Source organism: Bordetella tumbae (genome assembly GCF_054780995.1).
Map to the genome: position 1 here is coordinate 239,109 of NZ_BAAGVG010000003.1, position 23,272 is coordinate 262,380.

At 60.1% G+C, this 23,272-nt stretch carries 22 protein-coding genes; 17 read left to right on the plus strand and 5 right to left on the minus strand.

Annotated features, from left to right (window positions below):
- Positions 1-26: 26 nt before the first annotated feature.
- From ACYVI2_RS02650 to ACYVI2_RS02660, 3 genes are all read left to right on the plus strand, one after another.
- A complete protein-coding gene (locus ACYVI2_RS02650) occupies positions 27-1,520 on the plus strand; it encodes a CoA-acylating methylmalonate-semialdehyde dehydrogenase (RefSeq protein ID WP_415821775.1) in 1,494 nt (497 codons plus the stop codon).
- Positions 1,521-1,952: 432 nt separating this feature from the next.
- Entirely contained in the window at positions 1,953-2,897 is a 945-nt protein-coding gene (locus tag ACYVI2_RS02655; RefSeq protein ID WP_415822576.1) for a CysB family HTH-type transcriptional regulator, read from the plus strand.
- Positions 2,898-3,144: 247 nt separating this feature from the next.
- Positions 3,145-3,456: a DUF2325 domain-containing protein gene (locus ACYVI2_RS02660; protein WP_415808594.1), complete on the plus strand. Its 312-nt coding sequence runs from the start codon at positions 3,145-3,147 to the stop codon at positions 3,454-3,456.
- A 54-nt stretch (positions 3,457-3,510) separates the two neighbouring features.
- Here ACYVI2_RS02660 and ACYVI2_RS02665 read toward each other — a convergent pair whose 3' ends face one another.
- The gene (locus ACYVI2_RS02665; RefSeq protein WP_415822577.1) at positions 3,511-4,155 is read right to left on the minus strand and encodes a C40 family peptidase; all 645 of its coding nucleotides are present in this window, start codon (positions 4,153-4,155) and stop codon (positions 3,511-3,513) included.
- A 256-nt stretch (positions 4,156-4,411) separates the two neighbouring features.
- Here ACYVI2_RS02665 and ACYVI2_RS02670 point away from each other — a divergent pair, with 256 nt between their 5' ends.
- The 6 genes from ACYVI2_RS02670 to ltaE all read left to right on the plus strand — a co-directional run bounded on the left by ACYVI2_RS02670 (position 4,412) and on the right by ltaE (position 12,664).
- On the plus strand, positions 4,412-6,301 hold the full coding sequence (locus ACYVI2_RS02670; RefSeq protein WP_415822579.1) for a propionate--CoA ligase: 1,890 nt from the start codon (positions 4,412-4,414) through the stop codon (positions 6,299-6,301).
- A complete protein-coding gene (locus ACYVI2_RS02675; protein ID WP_094820258.1) occupies positions 6,298-6,705 on the plus strand; it encodes a heme-binding protein in 408 nt (135 codons plus the stop codon). Before ACYVI2_RS02670 ends, ACYVI2_RS02675 begins: the two co-directional genes overlap by 4 nt.
- The gene (locus ACYVI2_RS02680) at positions 6,702-8,042 is read left to right on the plus strand and encodes an MFS transporter (RefSeq protein ID WP_460490257.1); all 1,341 of its coding nucleotides are present in this window, start codon (positions 6,702-6,704) and stop codon (positions 8,040-8,042) included. Before ACYVI2_RS02675 ends, ACYVI2_RS02680 begins: the two co-directional genes overlap by 4 nt.
- A 561-nt stretch (positions 8,043-8,603) precedes the next feature.
- Positions 8,604-10,583 carry an acetate--CoA ligase gene (gene acs, locus ACYVI2_RS02685; RefSeq protein ID WP_415819128.1) on the plus strand — a complete coding sequence of 660 codons (1,980 nt, stop codon included), beginning with the start codon at positions 8,604-8,606 and terminating at the stop codon, positions 10,581-10,583.
- Between the two features lie 112 nt (positions 10,584-10,695).
- Positions 10,696-11,580: a DMT family transporter gene (locus tag ACYVI2_RS02690; RefSeq protein WP_415819127.1), complete on the plus strand. Its 885-nt coding sequence runs from the start codon at positions 10,696-10,698 to the stop codon at positions 11,578-11,580.
- 73 nt (positions 11,581-11,653) lie between these two features.
- The gene (gene ltaE, locus ACYVI2_RS02695) at positions 11,654-12,664 is read left to right on the plus strand and encodes a low-specificity L-threonine aldolase (RefSeq protein WP_415819126.1); all 1,011 of its coding nucleotides are present in this window, start codon (positions 11,654-11,656) and stop codon (positions 12,662-12,664) included.
- A gap of 61 nt (positions 12,665-12,725) precedes the next feature.
- Here ltaE and ACYVI2_RS02700 read toward each other — a convergent pair whose 3' ends face one another.
- Entirely contained in the window at positions 12,726-13,535 is an 810-nt protein-coding gene (locus ACYVI2_RS02700; protein WP_415819125.1) for an alpha/beta fold hydrolase, read from the minus strand.
- 46 nt (positions 13,536-13,581) lie between these two features.
- The gene (locus tag ACYVI2_RS02705; protein ID WP_415819124.1) at positions 13,582-14,559 is read right to left on the minus strand and encodes a Bug family tripartite tricarboxylate transporter substrate binding protein; all 978 of its coding nucleotides are present in this window, start codon (positions 14,557-14,559) and stop codon (positions 13,582-13,584) included.
- 134 nt (positions 14,560-14,693) lie between these two features.
- Here ACYVI2_RS02705 and ACYVI2_RS02710 point away from each other — a divergent pair, with 134 nt between their 5' ends.
- Positions 14,694-15,662 carry a LysR family transcriptional regulator gene (locus ACYVI2_RS02710; RefSeq protein ID WP_415819123.1) on the plus strand — a complete coding sequence of 323 codons (969 nt, stop codon included), beginning with the start codon at positions 14,694-14,696 and terminating at the stop codon, positions 15,660-15,662.
- Between the two features lie 25 nt (positions 15,663-15,687).
- On the opposite strand, the gene ACYVI2_RS02715 is transcribed toward ACYVI2_RS02710, so the two are convergent.
- Both ACYVI2_RS02715 and ACYVI2_RS02720 read right to left on the minus strand, forming a co-directional pair.
- Positions 15,688-16,524, minus strand: a complete 837-nt coding sequence (locus tag ACYVI2_RS02715; RefSeq protein ID WP_415819122.1) for an NAD-dependent epimerase/dehydratase family protein — start codon at positions 16,522-16,524, stop codon at positions 15,688-15,690.
- 3 nt (positions 16,525-16,527) lie between these two features.
- The gene (locus ACYVI2_RS02720; protein WP_415819121.1) at positions 16,528-18,174 is read right to left on the minus strand and encodes an electron transfer flavoprotein-ubiquinone oxidoreductase; all 1,647 of its coding nucleotides are present in this window, start codon (positions 18,172-18,174) and stop codon (positions 16,528-16,530) included.
- A gap of 100 nt (positions 18,175-18,274) precedes the next feature.
- On the opposite strand from ACYVI2_RS02720, the gene ACYVI2_RS02725 reads away from it, so the two are divergent.
- The 7 genes from ACYVI2_RS02725 to ACYVI2_RS02755 all read left to right on the plus strand — a co-directional run bounded on the left by ACYVI2_RS02725 (position 18,275) and on the right by ACYVI2_RS02755 (position 23,085).
- Positions 18,275-18,730 (plus strand): acyl-CoA thioesterase, encoded by a 456-nt coding sequence (locus ACYVI2_RS02725; RefSeq protein WP_415819120.1) that lies wholly within the window; start codon positions 18,275-18,277, stop codon positions 18,728-18,730.
- Between the two features lie 124 nt (positions 18,731-18,854).
- The gene (locus ACYVI2_RS02730) at positions 18,855-19,553 is read left to right on the plus strand and encodes a CoA transferase subunit A (protein ID WP_415819119.1); all 699 of its coding nucleotides are present in this window, start codon (positions 18,855-18,857) and stop codon (positions 19,551-19,553) included.
- An 11-nt stretch (positions 19,554-19,564) separates the two neighbouring features.
- Entirely contained in the window at positions 19,565-20,215 is a 651-nt protein-coding gene (locus ACYVI2_RS02735; protein WP_415819118.1) for a CoA transferase subunit B, read from the plus strand.
- 329 nt (positions 20,216-20,544) lie between these two features.
- Complete coding sequence (locus tag ACYVI2_RS02740; protein WP_415808581.1) at positions 20,545-21,318, plus strand: SDR family oxidoreductase; 774 nt, start codon at positions 20,545-20,547, stop codon at positions 21,316-21,318.
- Between the two features lie 7 nt (positions 21,319-21,325).
- Positions 21,326-21,574 carry a hypothetical protein gene (locus ACYVI2_RS02745; RefSeq protein ID WP_415819117.1) on the plus strand — a complete coding sequence of 83 codons (249 nt, stop codon included), beginning with the start codon at positions 21,326-21,328 and terminating at the stop codon, positions 21,572-21,574.
- Positions 21,559-22,140 (plus strand): DUF924 family protein, encoded by a 582-nt coding sequence (locus ACYVI2_RS02750; RefSeq protein ID WP_415819116.1) that lies wholly within the window; start codon positions 21,559-21,561, stop codon positions 22,138-22,140. Before ACYVI2_RS02745 ends, ACYVI2_RS02750 begins: the two co-directional genes overlap by 16 nt.
- 39 nt (positions 22,141-22,179) lie before the next feature.
- The gene (locus ACYVI2_RS02755; RefSeq protein WP_415819115.1) at positions 22,180-23,085 is read left to right on the plus strand and encodes a LysR family transcriptional regulator; all 906 of its coding nucleotides are present in this window, start codon (positions 22,180-22,182) and stop codon (positions 23,083-23,085) included.
- Positions 23,086-23,272: the final 187 nt, after the last annotated feature.

Here is a 23,272-nt window from a genome sequence, read left to right on the forward strand (position 1 = left end):
GGTTTTTTTCGGAATAAGGAGTCATCATGAGTGAAGTTCCCAACGTCCCGCTACTGATCGGCGGCAAGCTCGTGCAGTCCAAGACGACAGAATGGCGCGATGTCATCGACCCCGCCACGCAGCAGGTCGTCGCCCGTGTCCCCTTTGCGACCCGGGAAGAATTGGATCTGGCGGTAGCCAATGCCAAAGAGGCCTTTCAGACCTGGCGTAATGCCGGGCAGGGCGCGCGCATGCGCGTCATGCTGAAGCTGCAACAACTGCTGCGCGAAAACACAGGCAAACTCGCCGAAATGATCACGCGCGAACACGGCAAGACCTTGCCTGACGCCGAGGGCGAAGTAGGGCGCGGCCTGGAGGTCGTAGAGCACGCATGCTCGATCGCCAACCTGCAACTGGGCGAATACGCCGAGAATGCCGCGGGCGGCATCGACGTCTATACCTTGATTCAACCCCTGGGCGTGTGCGCGGGCATAACCGCGTTCAACTTCCCCGTGATGTTGCCATGCTTCATGTTCCCGATTGCGATAGCGTGCGGCAATACCTTTGTGCTCAAACCCTCGGAACAAGACCCCACGTCATCGTTGTTCCTCGCCCAATTGGCCCTGGAGGCAGGCTTGCCGCCCGGCGTACTGAACGTGGTCCACGGCGGCCCCGAGATTGCCAACGGCCTGTGCGAACACCCCGACATCAAGGCCGTATCGTTCATCGGTTCGACCCGCGTAGGTTCCGAGATTTATCAACGCGCCTCCAATGCCGGCAAGCGTTGCCAGGCCATGATGGGCGCCAAGAATCACTGCGTGATCTTGCCGGACGCCGATCCCGAAGTCGCGCTCAATCAACTGATCGGCGCCGCGTTCGGTGCAGCCGGTCAGCGCTGCATGGCCGCATCGGTCGCCGTGCTGGTGGGCGAGGCCCGCAATTGGCTGCCTGACTTCGTCGAGCGTGCCAAGCGTCTGAAAGTCAATGCCGGCACCGACCGCGAGGCGGATCTGGGCCCACTGGTGTCGCCCAATGCCAAAAAGCGTGTCGAGAGCCTGATCCAAAAAGGCGTCGACGAAGGCGCCAAGCTGCTGCTCGATGGCCGTAACCTGAAAGTTTCCGGCTTTGAACAAGGCAACTTTGTCGGCCCGACCGTGTTCGACGGCGTGACCGAAAACATGACCATCTACACCGAGGAAATCTTTGGCCCCGTGCTGTGCGTGGTCGGTGTCGAAACCCTAGAGGACGCCGTAGCGTTCATCAACCGCAACCCCAACGGCAACGGTGTAGCGCTATTCACCCAAGACGGCGGCGCCGCCCGTTACTTCCAAAACAATATCGACGTAGGCCAAGTCGGGATCAACATCCCCATTCCCGTGCCCGTGGCATGGTTCAGTTTCACAGGCTCTCGCGGCTCAAAACTAGGCGACCTGGGCCCGAACGGAAAGCAGGCAGTACAGTTCTGGACCCAAACCAAAACAGTCACAGCCCGTTGGTCAGCACACGGAAGAACAGTAAACACCACCATCTCAATGCGCTGAGCCACTATTAGCCACCGGCCCTCCCATTGCCAACACGAGCCCGCAGGCCTCTCCGCGAGCCCTCTAACGCGAGTTTGCCGCAGCCGGGCAGGAGGGGGCGGGTGGGCCTGTTGGAAGCTGCCGAGTCCGTGAAGGATCGGCGGGGGAAGTCCGGGGGCCATGTTTGAGCGAAGCGAGTTTGGCCCCCGGCCCGCCGATCCTTCGCGGACGTAGGCCGAGTCCCCGTTCAGGGGACGAGTCAGCGGACCAGGCCCGCCCGTCCCCTCCTGCCCGGCTGCGGCAAACGTCTTAAGAACCCCGTCGTATGCCCCCTGATGACAGCCAAACCCCCTGCACCAATTCAGGGACACAGCCCCCTCTAAGTTTATAAATATAAGTAATATAAACAACCTTCTATATAACCTATAATGCCCCAATCTATCCGGGGCCATTATGAACCTGCAACAATTCCGTTTCGTCCGCGAGACCATCCGCCGCGACTTCAACCTGACCGAAGCCGCCCGGATGCTATACACCTCCCAACCGGGTGTATCAAAGGCCATCATCGAGTTCGAAGACGAGCTAGGCATCAAGATCTTCGAACGCCACGGCAAGCGCATCAAAGGCCTGACCAAGCCGGGCCTGGCAGTCTCCCAAGTCATCGATCGCATCATGCGCGAAGTCGACAACCTGAAAAAAGTCAGCGACGAATTTGCCCGCCGCGACGAGGGCGGCCTGGTCATTGCATGCACCCATACCCAGGCACGCTATCTATTGCCGCGCGTGATCCCCGACTTTCGCAAACAATTCCCCAAAGTGCACTTGTCATTGGCCGAAGGCAGCCCCGCCCAATTGGCCGAAATGGTGTTGCACGAGCAGGCCGACCTGGCGCTGGCGACCGAATCACTGGCGCTGACACCAGGCCTGGCGACCTTGCCCGTCTACGCCTGGGAACACACCGTCGTGGTCCGTCCAGATCATCCTCTGGCCGAACTGACCTCCAGCGCCGCAAAGAACCTGAGCTTGGCGCAATTGGCCGAATATCCCATCGTGACCTACGACCGCGCCTTTACCGGCCGCAGCACGATCGACGAGGTGTTCGCCAGCCAAAGCATCCATCCCGATATCGTGCTCGAGGCCATTGATGCCGATGTGATCAAGACCTACGTCGACGTCGGCCTGGGCATAGGCATTATTGCCGGTGTGGCCTACGATCCGCGCCGCGACGGCAATCTGGTTGGTCTGCCGGTGGGGCACCTGTTTGGCACACACACCACGCGCGTGGGCGTCAAAGCAGGCGTATTCCTGCGTGACTACGTCTACACCTTCCTGGAAATGATGGCGCCTGCATTGACTCGTCAGGTCGTTACCGACGCAGTGCAGGGCAGTCGCGAATAGTCGTGGATCTCCTTGCGTTGCAGATATATCGGCCCGGCTTCATGCCGGGTTTTTTTATCGCATTTCCTGTCATTTCCGGCTTAGCTTATTACCGAATTATGTGATTTCCTATCGCATTTGAGAGCCTTGCTATGCCGGATCAAAAGCCGATAAATATATTAAATAAGAACCGATCTCATTTGTGTTGACTAAAAAATAGGAATCATTATCATTAACTCCACTTCCTCAACGATCTGGAGTACACATCATGACATCAGCGCTTAGCGCAGTGGTAGTAGGCGCCGACAGGCTGGGCAATATTCCAGACCTGCTGAAAGGGCACAACATATCGATCACGCATCACATCAGTGGGCGCGATCCGTCTCATCAGAAAAAAACCCTGCAACTGCCTTCGGGCACTCAGCTGGTCATTTTGCTGACAGATTTTTTAGGCCACAACGTAATGAAAACCTTCCGGAACGCGGCCCAGCGCGGTGGTATCCGGGTGGTGGCATGCCGCCGTTCGGTATGCAGCATGCAGCAGGCCCTGCAGCAGTGCGGCCTGTGCGGTCTCCATTGATGGCGCGCCGACTCGGGCCCGACGCCAGCTGTTGCTGATCGGGCCTGTTTTCGTTTAACGCCGCGTATTGCTGGCCGAAGCCACCAGATTGCCATCCAGGCGTCGGGCGCCGTTATAGCGTTTGGCCCAGTACTTCATGGTGATTTTTTCGATGCGCACCACGCCGCCCGCGCTGGGCGAATGCACAAAACGATCCTCGCCCAGATAGATCCCGACGTGCGAATAGCGCCGCCCCAGGGTATTGAAAAACACCAGATCACCAGGGCGCAACTCGGGCTTGTCGATCGACGTGCCTACCAATGCGATAGCCGATGCGTTGCGAGGCAGTTTCAGTCCCAGACCTTGTTCGGCACTGTAGGCCACCAGGCCACTGCAATCAAAGCCCGTGTCAGGCGACGACCCACCATAGCGATAGCGTATGCCGAGTTGATCGAGCGCTGTGTCGATCAATGGATTGGCAATGGCCTGCCGCCGTTCGGCGCTGATCGTACGGCGAGTGGTGGTGGTAGTGGCCAGTGCCCCGATGGGGTCGCTGGACAATGACGCGAGTTCGATATCCTGTTCGTCCAGGATGCCAGCGTCGGCACTATGGCGATTGGTGCTTGCGCAGCCCGCCAGCACCACGCAGAGGGCGGCAATCAGTAAACCCGGAATACGATAAGTAAAGCGGTCGCTTTGCGTGTGTGGCGCGCGCGTCATGAGTGCCGGTGTAGGCTGCCCCGCAGAGGGACGCCGTAAAAATGTGGGATGCCGCGATTCTAGCAAATGCTTGGTTGCAAATTGGGTAAATGCTTACACCAAATAGCCTATTTATTTTTTATTTGCGCTACATCTGCGCAAAAACAGCTCGATAACTACGGGAATACCCCAGGTTCAGCGGCAAGTCTGATGCAAGCTTTGCCCGCGACAATAGCGCAAACGAGACCACAGCGTCCGCATATCACCGGAGACAGGTATGCAAAGAACCCGCGATTTTCACCGCCGTTCGATTGACGACCGCGATGCCTTCTGGCGTGCCGAGGCCGAGCGTATCCATTGGGAAACGCCCTTCGAACAAGTGCTGGATTTTTCCCGTCCGCCTTTTGCCCGCTGGTTTGTCGGCGGGCAGACCAATCTTTGCTATAACGCGGTTGACCGCTGGGTGCCGCAACAGGCGGACCAGCCCGCACTGATCTGGGTGTCCACCGAGGTCGATAAAGAAATCACGTACACGCGCGGGCAACTGTATGACGAGGTCAATGCCGTGGCCGCCATGCTGCGCGAGCAGGGCGTGGGCCGCGGTGACCGCGTGCTGCTTTATATGCCGATGGTGCCCGAGGCCGTATTTACGATGCTCGCCTGTGCACGTCTGGGCGCGGTGCATTCGGTGGTGTTCGGCGGGTTTGCCTCGGTGAATCTGGCGCAGCGCATCGATGATGCGACGCCGAAAGTCATTGTCTCGGCCGATGCAGGCTCGCGCGCAGGCAAGGTCGTGCCGTACAAGCCTTTGCTCGACAAGGCACTCAGCCTTTGCCAGCATCCGCCGGGCGCAGTGATCGTGCTGGATCGCGGCCTGGCGCCGTGCGATCGTCAGCCGGGCCGCGATCTGGATTATGCCGAGCTGCGCCAGCGTCATGACGGCACCCAGGTGCCGGTGCAATGGCTGGAGTCTTCCGAGCCCAGCTATATCCTGTACACCTCCGGCACGACCGGCAAGCCCAAAGGCGTGCAACGCGATGTGGGCGGCTATGCCGTGGCGCTGGCGTCATCCATGGAATATCTGTTCGATGGCAAGCCGGGCGACACCTACTTTTGCACCAGTGACATAGGCTGGGTCGTCGGGCATTCCTATATTGTGTACGGGCCATTGATCGGCGGGCAGGCGACGGTCCTGTACGAAGGCACGCCGGTACGCCCCGATGGCGCGATATTGTGGAAGCTGGTCGAGCGCTTTGGCGTCAATACCTTGTTTTCGGCTCCCACTGCCGTGCGCGTGCTCAAGCGCCAGGCGCCCGAGCTGCTCTCGCGGCACGATCTGTCGTCACTGCGTGCGGTCTATCTGGCCGGCGAGCCGCTCGATGAGCCCACGGCACAATGGATTTCGCAGGGGCTAGGCAAGCCTATCATCGACAATTATTGGCAAACGGAATCGGGGTGGCCCATTCTGTCGGCGCAGCCCGGCGTTGAACGGGTGCCGACGCGTTTCGGCAGCCCATCGTTTCCCGTGTATGGCTTTGATGCCCGCATTGTCAGCGAGCATACCGGCGAGGATCTCGGCCCGGGCGAAAAAGGCGTGGTTGCGATTGCAGCGCCCCTGCCGCCCGGCGCGATGTCGACGATCTGGGGCGATGATGAACGGTTCGTACAGACCTACTTCACATCGATTCCCGGCCGGCAGTTGTATTCGACCTTCGATTGGGGGCGGGTCGATGATGAGGGTTATTGGTTCATTCTGGGCCGTACCGATGACGTGATCAACGTGGCGGGCCATCGTCTGGGCACACGCGAAATCGAAGAGTCCGTCAACAGTCACGCGGGAATTGCCGAATGCGCAGTTGTCGGCGTAGCAGATTCCTTGAAAGGCCAGGTGGCGATGGCCTTCGCCGTATTGAAAAATCCCGCGGCAGCCGAACGGCCTGACGATGCACGCGCGCTGGAAGGCGATATCATGCGTGTAGTGGAAGATCAGCTGGGCGCGGTGGCGCGTCCGGCCCGTATCCGGTTCGTGTCCGCCTTGCCGAAAACGCGCTCAGGCAAAGTCCTGCGCCGTGCGATCGTCGCGGTATGCGAGGGCCGGGACCCGGGCGATCTCACCACGATCGAAGACCCTACCTCTCTTGAACAAATAAAGGATTCGTTGCAATGAAAAGCAAACCCGTATTGACCGCCGAAGACGTCAAGAAAATCCTGGCGGCTGCCGAAGCGCATGCCGTCAAGAACGGCTGGGCGGTGACCATCTCCGTGGTGGATGACGGGGGGCATACATTGGGTCTGCTGCGTCTGGATGGGGCCGCGCCGATTTCCAGCTACATTTCGCCGGCCAAGGGCAAAACCGCTGCGTTGGGCCGCCGCGAGTCCGCCGGCTACGAGGACATCATCAACAATGGCCGCTATGCCTTTCTGTCGGTTCCGCAACTCGAAGGCCTGTTGGAGGGCGGTGTGCCCGTGATCGTCGACGGCGAAGTCGTGGGTGCGGTGGGCGTGTCCGGGGTGAAATCCTCCGAGGACGTCGAAATCGCTCGCGCAGGTATCGCCGCGCTAGGTCTGTGACACAGCCTTTACCGCCACAGGCTGGCCCAACTGAGAGCACGCCGGGCAACGTCTCGAGCGCATTGAATCCCGGCGTGGCTCGTCGAGAGGTCTGGGCCTGGGCGATGTATGACTTCGCCAATTCGGGCTATACCACCGTGATATTGACCACGGTGTTCAGCACGTATTTCGTCAGCGTGGTGGGCCAGCGTGCCCATTGGGCCACGCTGGCCTGGACGGCAGCGTTGTCGCTGTCGTATCTGTTGATCATGTTGACCATGCCGCGGCTGGGGGCCCGTGCCGATGCACGGGCCGCCAAGCGGCGATTGCTCTATACCAGCACCATCGGCTGCGTTGTCGCCACACTGGTGCTGACCCAGGCCGGGCCGGGCGATGTGTGGCTGGCGCTCGCAGCGCTGGCCGTGTCCAACTACTGCTATTGCATCGGCGAATCCGTCGTGGCGGCCTTCTTGCCCGAGCTGGCGCGACCCGATGCGCTCGGCCGCGTATCGGGATGGGGCTGGAGCTTTGGCTATTGCGGCGGCATGCTCACGCTGGGCTTGTCCCTGGCTGCGGTCACCGTAGGCGAATCGCGCGGATTGACCGCGCCCGAGTACGTGCCGTGGGTCATCGTCATCACTGCTGCCGTCTTTGCCCTGGCAGCCTTGCCCTCGTTTTTCCTATTGCGTGAGCGAGCCAGGCCGCAGGGCATGGCGCTCAATGCGTCCGGGATGCTGAGCCAACTGGCCGCCGTGTGGCGCGATACCGGCACCCACTATCCTGAATTTCGTCGATTGCTGATGTGCGGTGCCTGCTATCAGGCCGGCATCGCCGTCGTCGTCACCCTGGCTGCCGTCTATGCCGATCAGGTCATGGGCTTTACCATGCCGCAGATCATGCTGCTGGTGTTCACCGTCAACATCGGCGCTGCCGTCGGCGCATTCAGCTTTGGCTACGTCCAGGACCGTATTGGCCACAAACGAGCATTGGCCATCACTCTCGTTGGCTGGATCATCATGGTATTGGTTGCCTATGCTGCAGTGACCGTGGCCGTATTCTGGGTCGCCGCCATCCTGGCCGGCCTATGCATGGGCACAAGCCAGAGCGCCGGCCGAGCCATGGTGGGCGCCCTGGCGCCCGGCAAACGCCTGGCCGAATTTTTCGCCCTCTGGACATTCGCCGTACAACTGGCCGCCGTCGTCGGACCGCTGACATATGGCCTGGTCACTTGGTTGACGATGGGCAATCATCGCCTGGCCATCCTGATCACGGGCATCTTCTTTGTCGGCGGCCTGTTGCTGCTGACCCGCGTCGACGTACGCCGCGGCCTGGCACGCCGAGCCCAAGAACCCGCGTAGATCGCGCCCCCGCACGATCAGTGTGCCTTCCCGTCACCTAAATTAATTCCGCACCGCGTCTACAACCCTGTTTTGCGAACCTGATGCCACCGCGTCAAGAGATGAGCATCGCCGGCCAAAGGATCGGTCGATGACGCTCCCGCAAAGCATCCGCGAACAGCAGAAATCGCGAGCCAGAGGCTGCCGGGCAATAGCCCCACCGGCCCGTAGAGCGGCGATTCAGCCTCGCGCAGCGAGGCCGAGGCCCCTGCTGACGGGCCGAGTCGCCGCGATAGGGCCGATGGGGCTATTGCCCGGCAGCCTCTGGCGCCAAAAGAACTCTACAGCCCGCAGTAATGGAATGCCAACCCCACCCTCCGCATCCTCCCCCATGCTGCACCGCCATAAAACAGCCCTCCCCAGACTGTTATCCTTACACCAACAGCCGTGCCCCCCGCATCGCGCAGGCTCGAAAGCCCCAAGCGATCAGCACCATCGTAAGGTGCCCGTAAGAGCACGGCGATACGGTTAGGTATAGCCAGCATTGCATACCTAAAACACCACGCATTCGGAGACAGAACCATGTCCAACACTATCGAGTCCGTCCTGGTTGAAACCCGCGTATTCCCACCGCCTGAGCGGGCAACAAAAGGCGCCAGCATCGACAGCCTCGATGCCTATCGTGCCCTGTGCCAGGAAGTCGAACAGGATTTCGACGGCTTCTGGACCCGCCATGCGCGCGAACATCTGACCTGGACCAAACCCTTTACCGAGGTCCTGGACGAATCCAACGCACCGTTTTACCGCTGGTTCGGCGACGGCGAACTCAACGTGTCCGCCAACTGCCTCGACGTGCATCTGACCAATGGCAACGCCGACAAAACCGCCATCATTTTCGAGGCCGACGACGGCAAGGTCACCAAAGTCACCTATCGCGAACTGCTGGCGCGCGTCAGCCGCTTTGCCAATGGCCTGAAATCCCTGGGCTACAAAACCGGTGACCGTGCCATCATCTACATGCCCATGTCGATCGAGGCCGTCGTCGCCATGCAGGCCTGCGCACGCCTGGGCGTCACCCATTCCGTTGTGTTCGGCGGTTTCTCCGCAAAGAGCCTGCAAGAACGCATCGGCGATGTGGGCGCATCGGTCGTGATCACCGCCGACGAGCAAGTGCGCGGCGGCAAGACCATCCCCCTCAAGCCCGCCGTCGACGACGCCATTGCGATGGGCGGCTGCGATGCCGTGACCAAGATCGTCGTCTATCGGCGCACCGGCGGCAACATCCCCTGGACCGAAGGGCGCGACCTGTGGATGCATGATGTCGAATCCGGTCAGGCCGATACCTGCGAGCCCGTGCCGGTCAACGCCGAGCATCCGCTCTTCATCCTGTATACCTCCGGTTCTACCGGCAAACCCAAGGGCGTGCAGCACTCGTCGGCCGGTTATCTGTTGTGGGCCTTGCTGACCGTGAAATGGACCTTCGACGCGCGTAAAGACGACGTCTATTGGTGCACGGCCGATGTGGGCTGGGTCACGGGCCACACCTACATTACCTATGGACCATTGGCCGCAGGCCTGACACAAATCGTCTTCGAGGGCGTGCCCACCTACCCGGATGCAGGCCGTTTCTGGGACATGATTGCGCGTCACAAGGTCACGACGTTCTACACGGCGCCGACGGCCATCCGTTCGCTGATCAAGGCCTCCGAGGCCACGCCGTCCACGCATCCGGGCAACTACGATTTGAATAGCCTGCGCATCATCGGGACAGTCGGCGAGCCGATCAATCCCGAGGCCTGGATCTGGTATCACAAGAACGTGGGTCAGGAACGTTGCCCCATCGTGGATACCTGGTGGCAGACCGAGACTGGCGGCCACATGATCAATCCCTTGCCGGGCGCCACGCCTACCAAGCCGGGGTCGTGCACCTTGCCGTTGCCGGGGATTGCTGCCGCCGTCGTGGACGAGACCGGCAACGATGTCCAGCCCGGCAATGGCGGGTTCCTGGCGATCAAACGCCCGTGGCCCTCGATGATCCGCACGATCTGGGGCGACCCCGAGCGTTTCAAGAAAAGCTATTTTCCGCCGGAACTCAACGGCTGCTATCTGGCCGGTGACGGCGCGCAGCGCGATGCCGATGGTTATTTCTGGATCATGGGCCGTATCGATGACGTACTGAACGTGTCCGGCCATCGCCTGGGAACGATGGAAGTCGAGTCCGCCCTGGTCTCACATGAGTTGGTGGCCGAGGCCGCTGTCGTGGGCCGTCCCGACGACACGACCGGCGAAGCCGTCGTCGCCTTTGTGGTGCTCAAGGGAGCACGTCCCGAGGGCGATCAGGCACAAGCGATTGCCAAGCAGTTGCGTGACTGGGTCGGCAAGGAAATCGGCCCCATTGCCAAACCGAAAGACATCCGTTTCGGCGACAACCTGCCCAAGACCCGCTCGGGCAAAATCATGCGCCGTTTGTTGCGTGTCGTGGCCAAGGGCGAGGAAATCACGCAGGACGTTTCCACACTGGAGAACCCCGCCATTCTGGATCAGTTGTCGAAATCCGTGTGACCGTGACGCCAGCGCCGCATCCGGCGCGCCGTTCGACAGGAGTATCATCGAGTGCGCTCGATCCGATTGATATCGGATCGAGCGCTTTTTCTTTTCTTTGACGAGTTTTCCAGTGAGTAGCAGCAATTTCGATAGGACCGGCCTGGTTTTAATGTTCACCACGATTGTGGTGTGGGCGGGAAGTTGGATATCGATGAAGCTGCTGGTCGTATACATGGGGCCGTTTCAGGTCGTGGCCGCACGGTATTTGATCGGCGCGGTGGTGTTGTTCGCGTTGCTGATCGTATTGCGGCGGCCGTTGGCGATGACGCCATGGAAATTGACCTTGCTCACCGGTTTGACGCAAACGGCAGGGTTTCAGACACTGGTTCAATTAGCCTTGCTCAGCGGCGGCGTAGGCAAGGTCTCGGTATTGGCGTACACGATGCCGTTCTGGGTCATCCCCTTTGCCTGGCTCATTTTGCGGGAACGGCCGACGGCGCGTCATGGCATTGCCATTGGTTTTGCCGCGGCGGGATTGGTCTGTTTTCTGCAGCCGTGGAGTGGGGGCGGGGATTGGGCCTCGGCCGTGCTCGCGCTCGCAGGAGGCCTGAGCTGGGGCTTGGGGACGGTGTTGTCCAAGCGTATGTTCGATCTGCACGCGCCCGATTTGATGACCTTTACGACCTGGCAGATGTTGCTGGGCGGATTGTTGACGGTACCTGCCGCGATCTGGGTGCCCCATGCCCCGGTGGTGTGGGGATGGGAGGTCACTGTGGGGCTGCTTTATTCCGGCCTGATTGCCACGGCAGCGGGATGGCTACTGTGGTTGTCGGTGGTGCGCCGTGTGCCTGCATCGATCGCGGGGCTGTCCAGTTTGGGCGTGCCCATCATGGCGACATTGCTGGCCTGGTTGCTGCTGGGCGAGCAGCCGGCGGCTGTGGAAATCATGGGAATGGCGCTGGTTATGGTCGGCTTGGTAGTCGTGAGCCGAGCGCCTCGTCGTAATGCCAAGTAAACAATCGGTGGCCTGATGGCCGTGCCTCTTTTTTTCCGGCGTAGATAATGCTGGGGTATATCGGGAGCTTTTGATGATTGATCTGCGTAGCGATACCGTCACCCGGCCAACTGCAGCCATGCTGCAGGCGATGGCTAATGCACCTGTAGGCGATGATGTGATGGGAGCGGATCCTACCGTTCAACGGCTGCAGCAAACGCTGGCCGAGCGCGTAGGTAAAGAAGCGGGATTGTTTTTCCCATCTGGCACGCAAAGCAATCTGGCGGCCCTGATGGCGCATTGCGGTCGAGGCGATGAGTATCTGGTGGGCCAGTTGGCGCACACCTATAAATATGAGGGCGGTGGGGCGGCGGTGCTGGGCAGTGTCCAGCCGCAGCCGGTCGAGCACGCCGACGATGGCAGCCTGCCGTTGGAAAAATTGGCAGCAGCCGTCAAGCCCAAAGGCGACCCGCACTACGCGCGTACACGTTTGTTGGCGCTGGAAAATACCTTTCAAGGCAAAGTGATTCCCGCAGCCTACATCGATCAGGCCGCCCAGTTTGCGCGCGAGCATGGGCTGGGCTTGCACCTGGATGGCGCTCGTGTGTTCAACGCGGCAGTCGCGTCGGGCCGTACGGCACATGAGGTGTGTGCGCCTTTCGATAGCGTCTCGATCTGCTTTTCTAAAGGACTGGGCGCGCCCGTGGGATCTGTGCTGGTGGGCAGCAAAGCCCTGATTGACGAGGCACGTCGTTGGCGCAAAGTGCTGGGCGGCGGGATGCGGCAGTCAGGTTTTCTGGCGGCTGCGTGTTTGCATGCGCTGGATCATCACGTCGAGCGTCTGGCGCAAGACCACGAGAATGCGGCATTGCTGGCAGAGGGGCTGCGCGGCATTGAGGGTGTCAAGGTGCTGGCACAGAACACCAACATGGTGTTTGCCGAATTCGCGCCTGAGCATACCGAAAAGCTATCCCAAGCCTTGCAGGCGCAGGACATCATCATCCGTGCGATCTATCGCGGCCCGACGCGTATGGTGACGCACTTGGATGTGTCGCAAGACGACATCCGCAAAGTCGTCGACGCCGTGCGGGCGTATTTCGGTTGACGTCATCGATATGTGCGTGGCGTAGAAAATGCCACGCACATATCACGAGGCTGAGCGCGGGTTAACGCGATCGATCATGCACGCGGCGCAGAAAACGCAAGACGCGTTCATTGAACTCGGCGGGCTTTTCAAAATACGCCGAATGCCCGGCCGCATCCACCACAAATAATTCACTGCCGTGGATCTGTTGCTGGACCTCTTGCATCACGGCAACAGGCACCAAGGGATCGACACTGCCGACCACCAGCAGGGTGGGGCAGGTGACCTCTCGCAGGCGGTCCATGGCGAGCAGATGCTCGGGTTTCATCAGATTCATCATTGCTGCGCCCCAGGCCTCTCGAGAGTAGGTGTGCGCACTGGGATTGAAGTGATTGATCTGCGCGTACAGGGCGGCCCTGTCCGGATGATGGGCCAGAAACCAGGCACCTAACGAACGCTGCTCGACAGTCAGCGCCTGTGTAGTGGTGACGCGTTTGGCCAATAGGTCCAACAACACGGGATGGTCAATGGCCAAGGTCGTATCGCAGGCGACAAAAGCCGAGATGCGTTCTGTATGGTCCAGCGCCAGGCGCAGGCCCACCATGCCGCCCAGCGATTGGCCGACGAGACTGACGCGCTCAATGTTTTCCGCATCCAGGATAGTCAGCACATCGTCGACAAACAGATTGAACTGGAATTCCTCCAGCGGCGCGACGGAGCGGCCAAAGCATCGCTGATCGAGCGTGAGGCAAGTGAAATCCGTCGAGAATGCCGGCAACTGTTGCCACCATGTGGCGGCGTTCGAGCCGGCACCGTGGCAAAACATCACGGCGGGACCGCTGCCGTGACGCTCGTAGTAAATCTGGCGGCCATGGGAAACAACAAAGGGCATGAGTGGCTCGTGAATGTTAAGGGTTGAGTTTGAAAAGCGTAGTGGCCTAGTTGGCTTTGATGTTCAGGCTTTTGGTCAGTTGTCCCCAGCGTTCGGTGTCGCTGCGTACCAGTTCGGTGTATTGCGCGGGGCTCATCGTCATGGGGACCATACCCAGGGCCAGCAGCTGCGATTTCAAATCGGGGTCTTGCATGGCTGTTGCGATGGCTGCGTTGACTTTGTTGACGATTTCGGCGGGCGTGCCTTTGGGAGCGGATAGTCCGACCCATGCGCTGGCGGTCAGTTGAGGATAGTTCAGCTCTTTGAACGTCGGGACATCGGGCAGCGCCGGATCGCGCTCAGCCGACGAAATCGCCAGGACTTTGAGCGTGCCCTGTTTCACAAAAGGGATCGCCGTATTGGGCGGGACCACAATCGTCGGAACGACGCCGCCGAGCACATCCTGCAAGGCTGGTGCGCCGCCTTTGTATGGAACATGAGTGAGTGAAATGTTGGCCGTTCGTTGCAGCAATTCCATGAGCAGATGCGCGGTGCTGCCTATCCCGGAGCTGGCGTAATTGATTTTGCCAGGTGCTTTGCGGGCTTGTTCGATCAGGTCTTGCAAACTGTCGATACCCGCGTCGGGGCGAACGACAAGCCATTGCGGGCCTGCGCCAATCGCGCCAATGTGAGCGAAATCCTGGTTGATATCAAACGTCAGGTTGTCGTAGATGCCTGCCGAAATCGTGTTGACCATGCCTGTCATGGTCAAGGTATAGCCGTCCGGCACGGCGCGCGCGCCAGCCTGTGTGCCGATGATGTTGCCGCCACTGGCCTTGTTTTCGATCACGACAGCTTGCTGCAGTGTCTGCGATAAGGACCGTGCTACCGGGCGCATTGTGGCGTCGTAAGCACCGCCCGGAGGCGACGGGACGATGATGCGGATGCTTTGGCTGGGCCAGTTGCTGGTTTGGGCCGTGGCCATGTGTGTCCACAGCAGGCTGGTGGCCAGCAGGCAGGCTGCGCGGCGGATGCGCGAGTGCATTGAGTGTCTCCGTCTCGGTTTTATGTGTACCGCTTGCCGCATCGGCGGGCGGTCTGTTGTGTTGTTCGATTCCGAGGCTATCTTGCCTTTGCCAGGCTATAAACGATAATTAAAATTTGGCCGGAGATATTAGTATGGCTAATTCACCAGCCAGCTCTGCCTCGATCCTGCTCAACCGGTTGCTGGCGCGGGGAAAATTTCGCCACATCCAGATCCTGATCCGGCTGGCAGAGCTGGGCAGCCTCGGCCGTGCGGCAGAGGCGATCGGGGTGACTCAGTCGTCGGTTACGCAGACGCTGGCGCATCTCGAGGATCTGTTGGAGACGCCGCTATTTCATCGTCATGCCCGGGGTGTGCAACCCACCGATGCTTGCCGCGATCTGCTGCCGCTAGCCAAGCAGGTGTTGCTCGGCGTGACCGAAAGTGCCGAGGCTATCGCGGCGCGCCATCGACATGGTGATGGCCGGGTGAGACTGTTGGCATCGTTGGCCGCGATCAATGGGTTGTTGATGAAAGCGATGGGTGAATTCAATCGCCAATGGCCGGGGATCCAAGTCCATCTGCAGGAGGGTGAGCGTGATGAGCAGCTCAATGCGATTGCGCGCGCCGAGGTGGATGTGATAGTTTGCCGGCGGCCGCCAGTCATTCCGGGGGGCTGGGAGTTTCATGCCTTGCTGGCAGATCATTTCGTGATTGTGTGCCGCACTCAGCATCCGTTGGCGAACCTCGCCGCTACGGACAAGACGCCGTCGCGGACTGCCTTGCAGCAAGCGGTATGGTTGGCGCTGCCCGCCGGCTCGGCCGCGCGTGTGCATCTGGATGAGTTCGCCGCATCAAACGGCGGTGATTTCCAGATACACCCGCTCGTGACGCGCACGCCCACGATGATGTGGTGGTTGTTGTTGCAACATGATCTGCTGGCGATTTTGCCTTACACCCTGGTGTCACCATTGCTGCAATCCGGGCAAATGAAGGCCTTGCGGATGGACGGTCAGACCGCGTTGGAGCCGCTGGGGTTGCTGCAGCCGGAAAGGGAACGGGTACCGTCGGCCGAGGTGTTCAGCACGTTCATGCGTAGCCAACGTTTTCAGCTTGAGGCGTGAGAGATGAGGCGACAGGCCGGCAGATTCAGCGCAATAGTGCAGCGTAGCCAGTGCGCGAGTCAGGCCACTGTGGTGTCCAGCCGCTGGCTCGCAGCCGTGCATTGCTGAGTTTTTTACTGCCTACCTTGGCGGGCGCGGGGCCTTCGCCAGGGGGCTGTGCGTGGATCAACGCTGCCAGATGTTCGTAAAGCGTGTGCAGTGGCAAAGGCGTATCGTCGCCGCCCAGATATAGCGCGTCTGGATGTGGCAATGCCAGCAGATGCACCACCGCTGCCGCCGCGTCGTCGATATGAATGCGATTGGCCCAATGCGGTGGATGCCTGGGGGCGCGCGCGGATCCTGCGCGGAGCCGTTCGATCAACTGCAGGCGGCCAGGGCCATACAGCCCAGCCAAACGCAGGCTGATCGAGGAGACTGGCTGCGCGGCCAGCCAGTGTTCCGTGTCGAGCAAAATGCGGCCATTAAAGCCCGCTGGATCAGTAGGTGTCGTTTCGTCGATCCAATCGCCATGATGTTCTCCATACACGGCGGTCGATGATACGAACAAGACCCGTTGCAGGGCCGTGTGATCCAGCGCGGCCAACAGTGCAGGCAACCCCTCTTGAAATACCGCGCGATAGATCGCGGGATCGCGTGAATCCGGTGCTGGCAGATAGGCGACATGCGTGATGCCTGCCGGTAAGGCGTCGAGCGTTTCGGGACGCGTCAAATCACCTTGCAGCCAGCGTATGGCGGGCTCGCGCCCGTCATCGCGCGGCGGATGGCGGCGCAGCGCCCAGACTTGCGCGCCGCGCGCCAACAAGCGTTGTGCCACGCGCAAGCCCAGATCTCCGCAGCCTGCCAGCAGCACGCGCTCGGTCATGGATTACATCCCGCTATAGACGGGGCCTTCGCCGCCTTGAGGTGCCACCCAGACGATGTTCTGCGTCGGGTCTTTGATATCGCAGGTCTTGCAATGCACGCAGTTTTGCGCATTGATCTGCAGACGGTCGGCACCATGGTCGTCTTTGACGAATTCGTACACCCCGGCCGGACAGTAGCGCGACTCCGGGCCTCCGTATTTGGCCAGGTTGACCGACACCGGCACGTTCGGGTCTTTCAGCGTCAGATGGACGGGCTCGTTTTCATCGTGGTTGGTGTTCGAGATGAAGACCGAGCTGAGCTTGTCGAACGTCAGCTTGCCGTCCGGCTTCGGATAGTCGATGCGCGCGCATTCCGAGGCGGGTTGCAGGCAGGCATGGTCGGGCTTGGTGCGGTGGATGGTCCAGGGGATGTTGCCCTTGAGGACGAACTGCTCGATGCCCGTCATGATGGTGGCGATCGTGCGGCCTTTTTTGAACCACTGCTTGAAATTGCGTGCCTTGTTCAACTCGGTGTGCAGCCACGACGATTCGAAGGCAGCCGGGTAGGCTGGGAGCTCGTCTTGTTTGCGGTCGGCGACGACAGCGTCAAACGTGGCGTCGGCTGCCAGCATGCCGGTCTTGATCGCGGCGTGGCTGCCCTTGATGCGCGATGCGTTCAGGAATCCTGCCTCGCAACCGACCAGTACGCCGCCCGGGAACGTGAGTTTGGGCAACGACAGCAGACCGCCCGCCGTGATTGCACGGGCGCCGTATGCGATGCGTTTGCCGCCCTCGAAGGTCGGGCGAATGGTGGGATGCGTTTTGTAGCGTTGGAACTCATCAAAAGGCGACAGCCAGGGGTTGGCGTAGTCCAGACCCACGACCATCCCGACTGCGACCAGGTTGTTATCCAGGTGGTACAGGAACGAGCCGCCATAGGTGTCGGCATCCAGCGGCCAACCCGCGGTGTGTACCACCAGGCCGGGGCGCGACTGTGCGGGGTCGATTTCCCACATTTCCTTCAGGCCGATCCCGTAGGCCTGCGGGTCGCGGCCTTCGTCGAGTTTGTAGCGTTCGATCAGTTGGCGGCCCAACTGGCCTCGCGCGCCCTCGGCAAAGATGGTGTAGCGCGCCAGGAGTTCCATGCCGGGCTGGTAGTGTTCGGTATGCGAACCGTCGCGTGCCACGCCCATGTCGCCCGTAGCCACGCCACGTACCGCGCCATTTTCGTCGTACAGGATTTCAACAGCGGCAAAGCCGGGGAAGATATCGACGCCGGCTGCCTCGGCCTGCTCGCCCATCCATTTCACGACGTCGCCCAGGCGGACGATGTAATTGCCGTGATTCTGAAAACAGGCCGGCAAGAGCCAATTGGGCGTGCTGCGCGCGCCCGTCTGGCTCAGGAACAGGAATCGATCCTCGGTGACAGGCACATTCAGCGGTGCGCCTTTGTCTTTCCAGTCAGGGATCAACTCAGTCAAGGCCTGCGGGTCCATGACCGCGCCAGAGAGGATGTGAGCACCGAGCTCGGCCCCTTTCTCCAAGACGCACACGCTCAACTCGTGATTTTTCTGGCTGGCCAGCTGCTTTAGACGCAGCGCAGCAGCCAGGCCGGCCGGCCCGCCACCCACAACGACCACGTCATATTCCATCGACTCGCGTTCGGACATTACTCCAATCCCCTCTAATGGTGCCTTCTGATGTTGCAAGGAAGTATTATCATCGATTGTATTGCAATGCTGCGGTGCAAAAAATTTCTAGGAGTTCTCCGTGAGTCAGGAGCTTTCCGCTTCGCGCGCCCTCCAGGTGGGCGATTGCCATCATGTCGATTTACCCATGCGTTGGGGCGATGCCGACACGCTCAATCATATGAACAACACCGTCTACTTTCGCATGATGGAAGAGGCGCGTATGCGTATGCTCTATGGCAGCGGCATGGCGCTGCCATCTGCTCAGGGCTTTATCCTGGCTCATGCATCCTGTGATTTTGTCCGACCTTTTACGTACCCCTGCGATGTGCGTATCACGCACAAGGTCACCCGAATCGGCCGCTCCAGCCTGGAAACAGATTTGATATTGGGCAAGGTCGGCGACGACACCGGGGCCTATGCGCAGGGCCGTACGGTGATGGTCTGGCTCGATTATGGCGCGAATTGCTCCGCGCCGCTGCCGGATGCCGTGTTGAGGGCATTAGCCGCCGTATGCGTTCCTGCCGGGCAGGGCTAGCGTCCCGGGTCCGCCAAGCCGCTACAATCGACGCAAACATCAAAAGCAGTCAATAGTTCGATCGGGCGCGCCACCCCTCGCAGCCGCGCCTGTCCAATTTGGAATGTCATTAGGAGTTGGAGAGATGGACAAAGTGTATGCAAGCGCCGCCGAGGCGCTGGCAGGTGTCGTCAAAGACGGCCAGATGATTGCCGTGGGCGGTTTCGGCCTGTGCGGCATTCCCGAGGCGCTGATCGCTGCACTGCGCGATTCAGGTGTGAAAGACCTGACCTGCATCAGCAACAATGCTGGGGTGGACGGATTTGGCTTGGGCCAATTGCTCAATACCCGCCAGGTGCGCAAGATGATCGCCTCGTATGTGGGCGAAAACAAGGAATTCGAACGCCAGTATCTGGCAGGCGAACTCGAGCTGGAGTTCACGCCGCAGGGCACGCTGGCAGAAAAACTGCGTGCCGGTGGTGCCGGCATTCCGGCGTTTTTCACTCGCACGGGCGTGGGCACGATTGTGGCCGACGGCAAAGAGTTGCGCGAGTTTGACGGGCAGCAATATGTCATGGAACGTTCCTTGGTGCCCGATGTGTCGCTGGTCAAGGCGCATATCGCCGACCGCAGCGGCAACCTGGTTTTCCGCAAGACCGCACGTAATTTCAATCCCAACGTGGCGATGGCAGGCAAGATCACCGTGGTCGAAGTCGAGAAAGTCGTCGACACAGGATCGCTCGACCCTGATCAGATCCATCTTCCGGGCATTTACGTGCATCGCATCGTGCTGAATGCGAATCCGGAAAAACGCATCGAACAACGCACCACTCGCCCGGCCTAAGGAGAAACAACATGGCATGGTCCCGCGATGAAATGGCGGCGCGCGCCGCGCGCGAGCTGCAAGACGGCTTTTATGTGAACCTGGGCATTGGTTTGCCCACCCTGGTTGCCAACCACGTGCCTGCGGGCATCGAGGTGTGGCTGCAATCCGAGAACGGTTTGTTGGGCATCGGCCCATTTCCGACTGACGATCAGGTCGATCCCGATCTGATCAACGCTGGCAAGCAAACGGTCACGACCTTGCCTGGCTCGTCGATTTTTTCGTCGGCCGATTCTTTTGCGATGATCCGTGGCGGCAAGATCAACCTCGCGATTCTGGGCGCGATGCAGGTCTCGGAAAAGGGCGATCTGGCCAACTGGATGATCCCCGGCAAAATGGTCAAGGGCATGGGCGGCGCCATGGACTTGGTTGCCGGCGTCGGCAAGGTCGTGGTCCTGATGGAACACGTGGCCAAGAAAAAAGACGGCACCGAGGACATCAAACTGTTGCCTGAGTGCAATTTGCCCTTGACCGGCCTCGGCGTGGTCAACCTGATCATCACCGATCTGGGTGTGATGGAAGTCACGGACAACGGTTTGAAACTGCTGGAGCTGGCTCCCGGCGTGACTGCCGAAGAGATCAAAGGCAAGACCCTGGCCAAGCTGGATGTCTCCGGCGTGTAAACCACGTTATTGGTGGCAATAAAAACCCTGCCTCGGCAGGGTTTTTCGTATCGTCAGCAGCCTTTATTGCTCGATCGCTTTCGCGGACCGTAAGCAGGTTGCCGGAGTTGAATAGACAAGCGCGTGCCGTGCCGTAGAGCAGTGGGGATTCTGGGTAGGCTATCGCAATGTTCCTCCACTATTTCTCAAAGTGTGTTGGGGTTTGATTAGTTGTCCAAGTATGTTGAATTGGGCGGTTTTTCTGGATAATCCATCCAGCCGCAGCGGATTTATCGACATTGCCTTCGTGTATATGCTGAAACTCCTTTCCATCCGAGCAGGAGTTTTCCATGGCAGACCATTCCATCAAGGGTAAAGTCGCGTTGATCGCGGGCGGCGCAAAGAACCTCGGCGGCTTGATCGCACGGGATCTGGCCGAACAGGGCGCCAAGGCCGTGGCCATTCACTACAACAGCGCCGCGAGCAAAGCCGATGCCGACGCCACGGTGGCCGCTATTCAGGCTGCGGGGGCCAAGGCCGTTGCGATCCAGGCCGATTTGACAACGGCCGGTGCTGTCGAGAAGCTTTTTGCCGATGCGATTGCTGCGGTAGGCAAGCCCGATATCGCGATCAATACAGTGGGCAAGGTTCTGAAAAAGCCCTTCACAGAGATCACCGAGGCCGAATACGACGACATGACGGCGGTGAATGCCAAGTCCGCCTTTTTCTTTTTGAAAGAAGCGGGGAAACACGTCAACGACAATGGCAAAGTCGTGACCCTGGTGACGTCGCTCTTGGGCGCGTTCACGCCGTTTTATGCCGCGTATGCCGGTACCAAGGCGCCGGTTGAACACTTTACGCGGGCCGCGGCAAAGGAGTTCGGTGCTCGGGGCATTTCCGTCACCGCCGTCGGTCCGGGCCCGATGGACACGCCATTCTTTTATCCTGCTGAAGGCGCCGATGCCGTGGCTTACCATAAGACGGCCGCAGCGCTGTCGCCGCTGTCGAAAACGGGCTTGACGGATATTGAGGATGTCGTACCCTTTATCCGCCACTTGGTCAGTGACGGCTGGTGGATCACGGGGCAGACGATTTTGATCAACGGTGGCTACACCACGAAGTGAGGACTCTATGCGTACGGTGATTTTTATCGTGGTGGGGCTGGTCGTGGCGGCAGCGCTGCTGCGTTGGGTCCCCGTACCATATCGGACCTGGGCCGCGGGCGTGTTTACCGCGGCCTGGTTCGGTGTGTCGGCCTGGAATCTGCGCACAGGCTTGTCACATGGATATACCTTGGCCGAAGAGCTGCCTATCCACGTGGTGCTCTTTGGTATTCCCGTCGCGGCGGCCTGGGGGGTGTGGTGGTGGTTACGACGTTAAATACAGATCGGATCGATGCGCACGAGCCGCCCGATGAGGCCCTGGCGGTAGTGCGCTTTTGGCGCGACGCTGGCGCTGACCGCTGGTTCAGCAAATCAGACGCGTTTGATCTCGCGTTCGGCGGGCGTTTTCTGTCTTTGCATGAAGCGGCCGCACGTGGCGAATTCGATGGCTGGGCACAGTCGGCAGAGGGCGCACTGGCGCTGCTGATTTTGCTGGACCAGTTCCCGCGCAATGTCTTCAGGGGGACGGCGCGAATGTACGAGACCGACGTGCGAGCCAGAGAGGTGGCGCGGCAAGCCGTCGATAATGGACTGGATCAACAGGTTGAAAAACCGTTGCGGGTATTCTTCTACCTGCCGTTTTCGCATTCCGAGCGTATCGAGGATCAGCGCCGTGGGGTTGAACTGAATCAGCGGCTGGGGCAGCCATGGTTGACGCATGCCTTGGGGCATGCCGATATCATTGAGCGCTTTGGCCGTTTTCCGCATCGCAATCCGCTGCTTGGACGCAGTACGACGGCGCAGGAGCAGGCCTTTCTCGATGCGGGCGGTTTCGCCGGCTGATTGATTCCCTTGATTTCTTAATGCGCATGGGCGAGCTGCGTGGATAAATTCGATCAATATCGCGTGTTCGTCCGGGTCGCGGAAATGGGCAGCTTTATCAAGGCGGCCCACGCACTTGATTTACCGAGAGCCTCCGTCTCTGCGGCCGTTCAACAGCTGGAGACCCGGATGGGGGCTCGCCTGCTGCACCGGACGACGCGGCATGTGCGGCTGACGGCCGATGGCGAACAGCTGCTCGAACGTGTGCGTCCCTTGCTGACCGAAATCGAAAGCATCGATCAGTTGTTCGAGCTCAGTGAACGGCAGGTGTCGGGCCGTCTGAATATCGACGTGCCGAGCCGCATCGCCAGGCGCCTGATCGCGCCGGCGCTCCCCGCTTTGTTGCGCCGCCATCCTCGCTTGCAATTAGCGTTGGGATCATCCGATCGTGCAATTGACTTGATTCAAGAAGGGGTGGATTGCGCCGTACGTATCGGCACGCTGCATGACAGCAGCCTCGTGGTGCGGCCCTTGGGGCATATCGCATTGATCAATTGCGCCAGCCCCGCGTATTTGCGAGAGCAGGGCGAGCCCTCGCACCCTGAGGATCTCGCCGCTGGTCATTGGGCGGTTGGCTATGCGTCTGCGACGACGGGGCGGGAAATGCCATGGGAGTATATCGGGCCGGACGGGGCGGAGCATGCGCTGGCATTGCCGAGCAGGGTGATCGTAAACAATGCGGAGAGCTACATCGCCTGCTGCCTGGCAGGGATGGGATTGATACAAATCCCTCGTTTTGACGTGCAGCACTTGTTGGATACGGGGGCGTTGTGCGAGATCCTGCCCGACTATCGCGCCGCGGCCATGCCCGTGGCGTTGCTCTATCCCCATCGCCGCCAGCGCTCCCGGCGGCTGGCCGTGTTCCTGGAGTGGTTCGAGTTCCTGATGCGGCCATACCTGGGGTAATCCCGCGGTATGAAAATTAATTTTCTTGAATACAATTACAATGTAAATTAATTTACATACGTCGGCTCATTGCCGTATTCCCTACGTAGCACCCCCCGAATTCATGACTCAGGCGCCTTTGTCTGTTGCCGCGCGGATAGCCCGTGCGCAGCCCTCGTTCAGCCGCATCCAGCATCAGATGGCGGAA

Coding starts and splice junctions, on each gene's coding strand:
- ACYVI2_RS02675 (WP_094820258.1), top strand. CDS start 6,298: ATGAAAAGCAAACCCGTATTGACCGCCGAAGACGTCAAGAAAATCCTG.
- ACYVI2_RS02670 (WP_415822579.1), top strand. CDS start 4,412: ATGCAAAGAACCCGCGATTTTCACCGCCGTTCGATTGACGACCGCGAT.
- ACYVI2_RS02655 (WP_415822576.1), top strand. CDS start 1,953: ATGAACCTGCAACAATTCCGTTTCGTCCGCGAGACCATCCGCCGCGAC.
- ACYVI2_RS02740 (WP_415808581.1), top strand. CDS start 20,545: ATGGCAGACCATTCCATCAAGGGTAAAGTCGCGTTGATCGCGGGCGGC.
- acs (WP_415819128.1), top strand. CDS start 8,604: ATGTCCAACACTATCGAGTCCGTCCTGGTTGAAACCCGCGTATTCCCA.
- ACYVI2_RS02720 (WP_415819121.1), bottom strand. CDS start 18,174: ATGTCCGAACGCGAGTCGATGGAATATGACGTGGTCGTTGTGGGTGGC.
- ACYVI2_RS02730 (WP_415819119.1), top strand. CDS start 18,855: ATGGACAAAGTGTATGCAAGCGCCGCCGAGGCGCTGGCAGGTGTCGTC.
- ACYVI2_RS02700 (WP_415819125.1), bottom strand. CDS start 13,535: ATGCCCTTTGTTGTTTCCCATGGCCGCCAGATTTACTACGAGCGTCAC.
- ACYVI2_RS02665 (WP_415822577.1), bottom strand. CDS start 4,155: ATGACGCGCGCGCCACACACGCAAAGCGACCGCTTTACTTATCGTATT.
- ACYVI2_RS02710 (WP_415819123.1), top strand. CDS start 14,694: ATGGCTAATTCACCAGCCAGCTCTGCCTCGATCCTGCTCAACCGGTTG.
- ACYVI2_RS02715 (WP_415819122.1), bottom strand. CDS start 16,524: ATGACCGAGCGCGTGCTGCTGGCAGGCTGCGGAGATCTGGGCTTGCGC.
- ltaE (WP_415819126.1), top strand. CDS start 11,654: ATGATTGATCTGCGTAGCGATACCGTCACCCGGCCAACTGCAGCCATG.
- ACYVI2_RS02660 (WP_415808594.1), top strand. CDS start 3,145: ATGACATCAGCGCTTAGCGCAGTGGTAGTAGGCGCCGACAGGCTGGGC.
- ACYVI2_RS02705 (WP_415819124.1), bottom strand. CDS start 14,559: ATGCACTCGCGCATCCGCCGCGCAGCCTGCCTGCTGGCCACCAGCCTG.
- ACYVI2_RS02745 (WP_415819117.1), top strand. CDS start 21,326: ATGCGTACGGTGATTTTTATCGTGGTGGGGCTGGTCGTGGCGGCAGCG.
- ACYVI2_RS02735 (WP_415819118.1), top strand. CDS start 19,565: ATGGCATGGTCCCGCGATGAAATGGCGGCGCGCGCCGCGCGCGAGCTG.
- ACYVI2_RS02650 (WP_415821775.1), top strand. CDS start 27: ATGAGTGAAGTTCCCAACGTCCCGCTACTGATCGGCGGCAAGCTCGTG.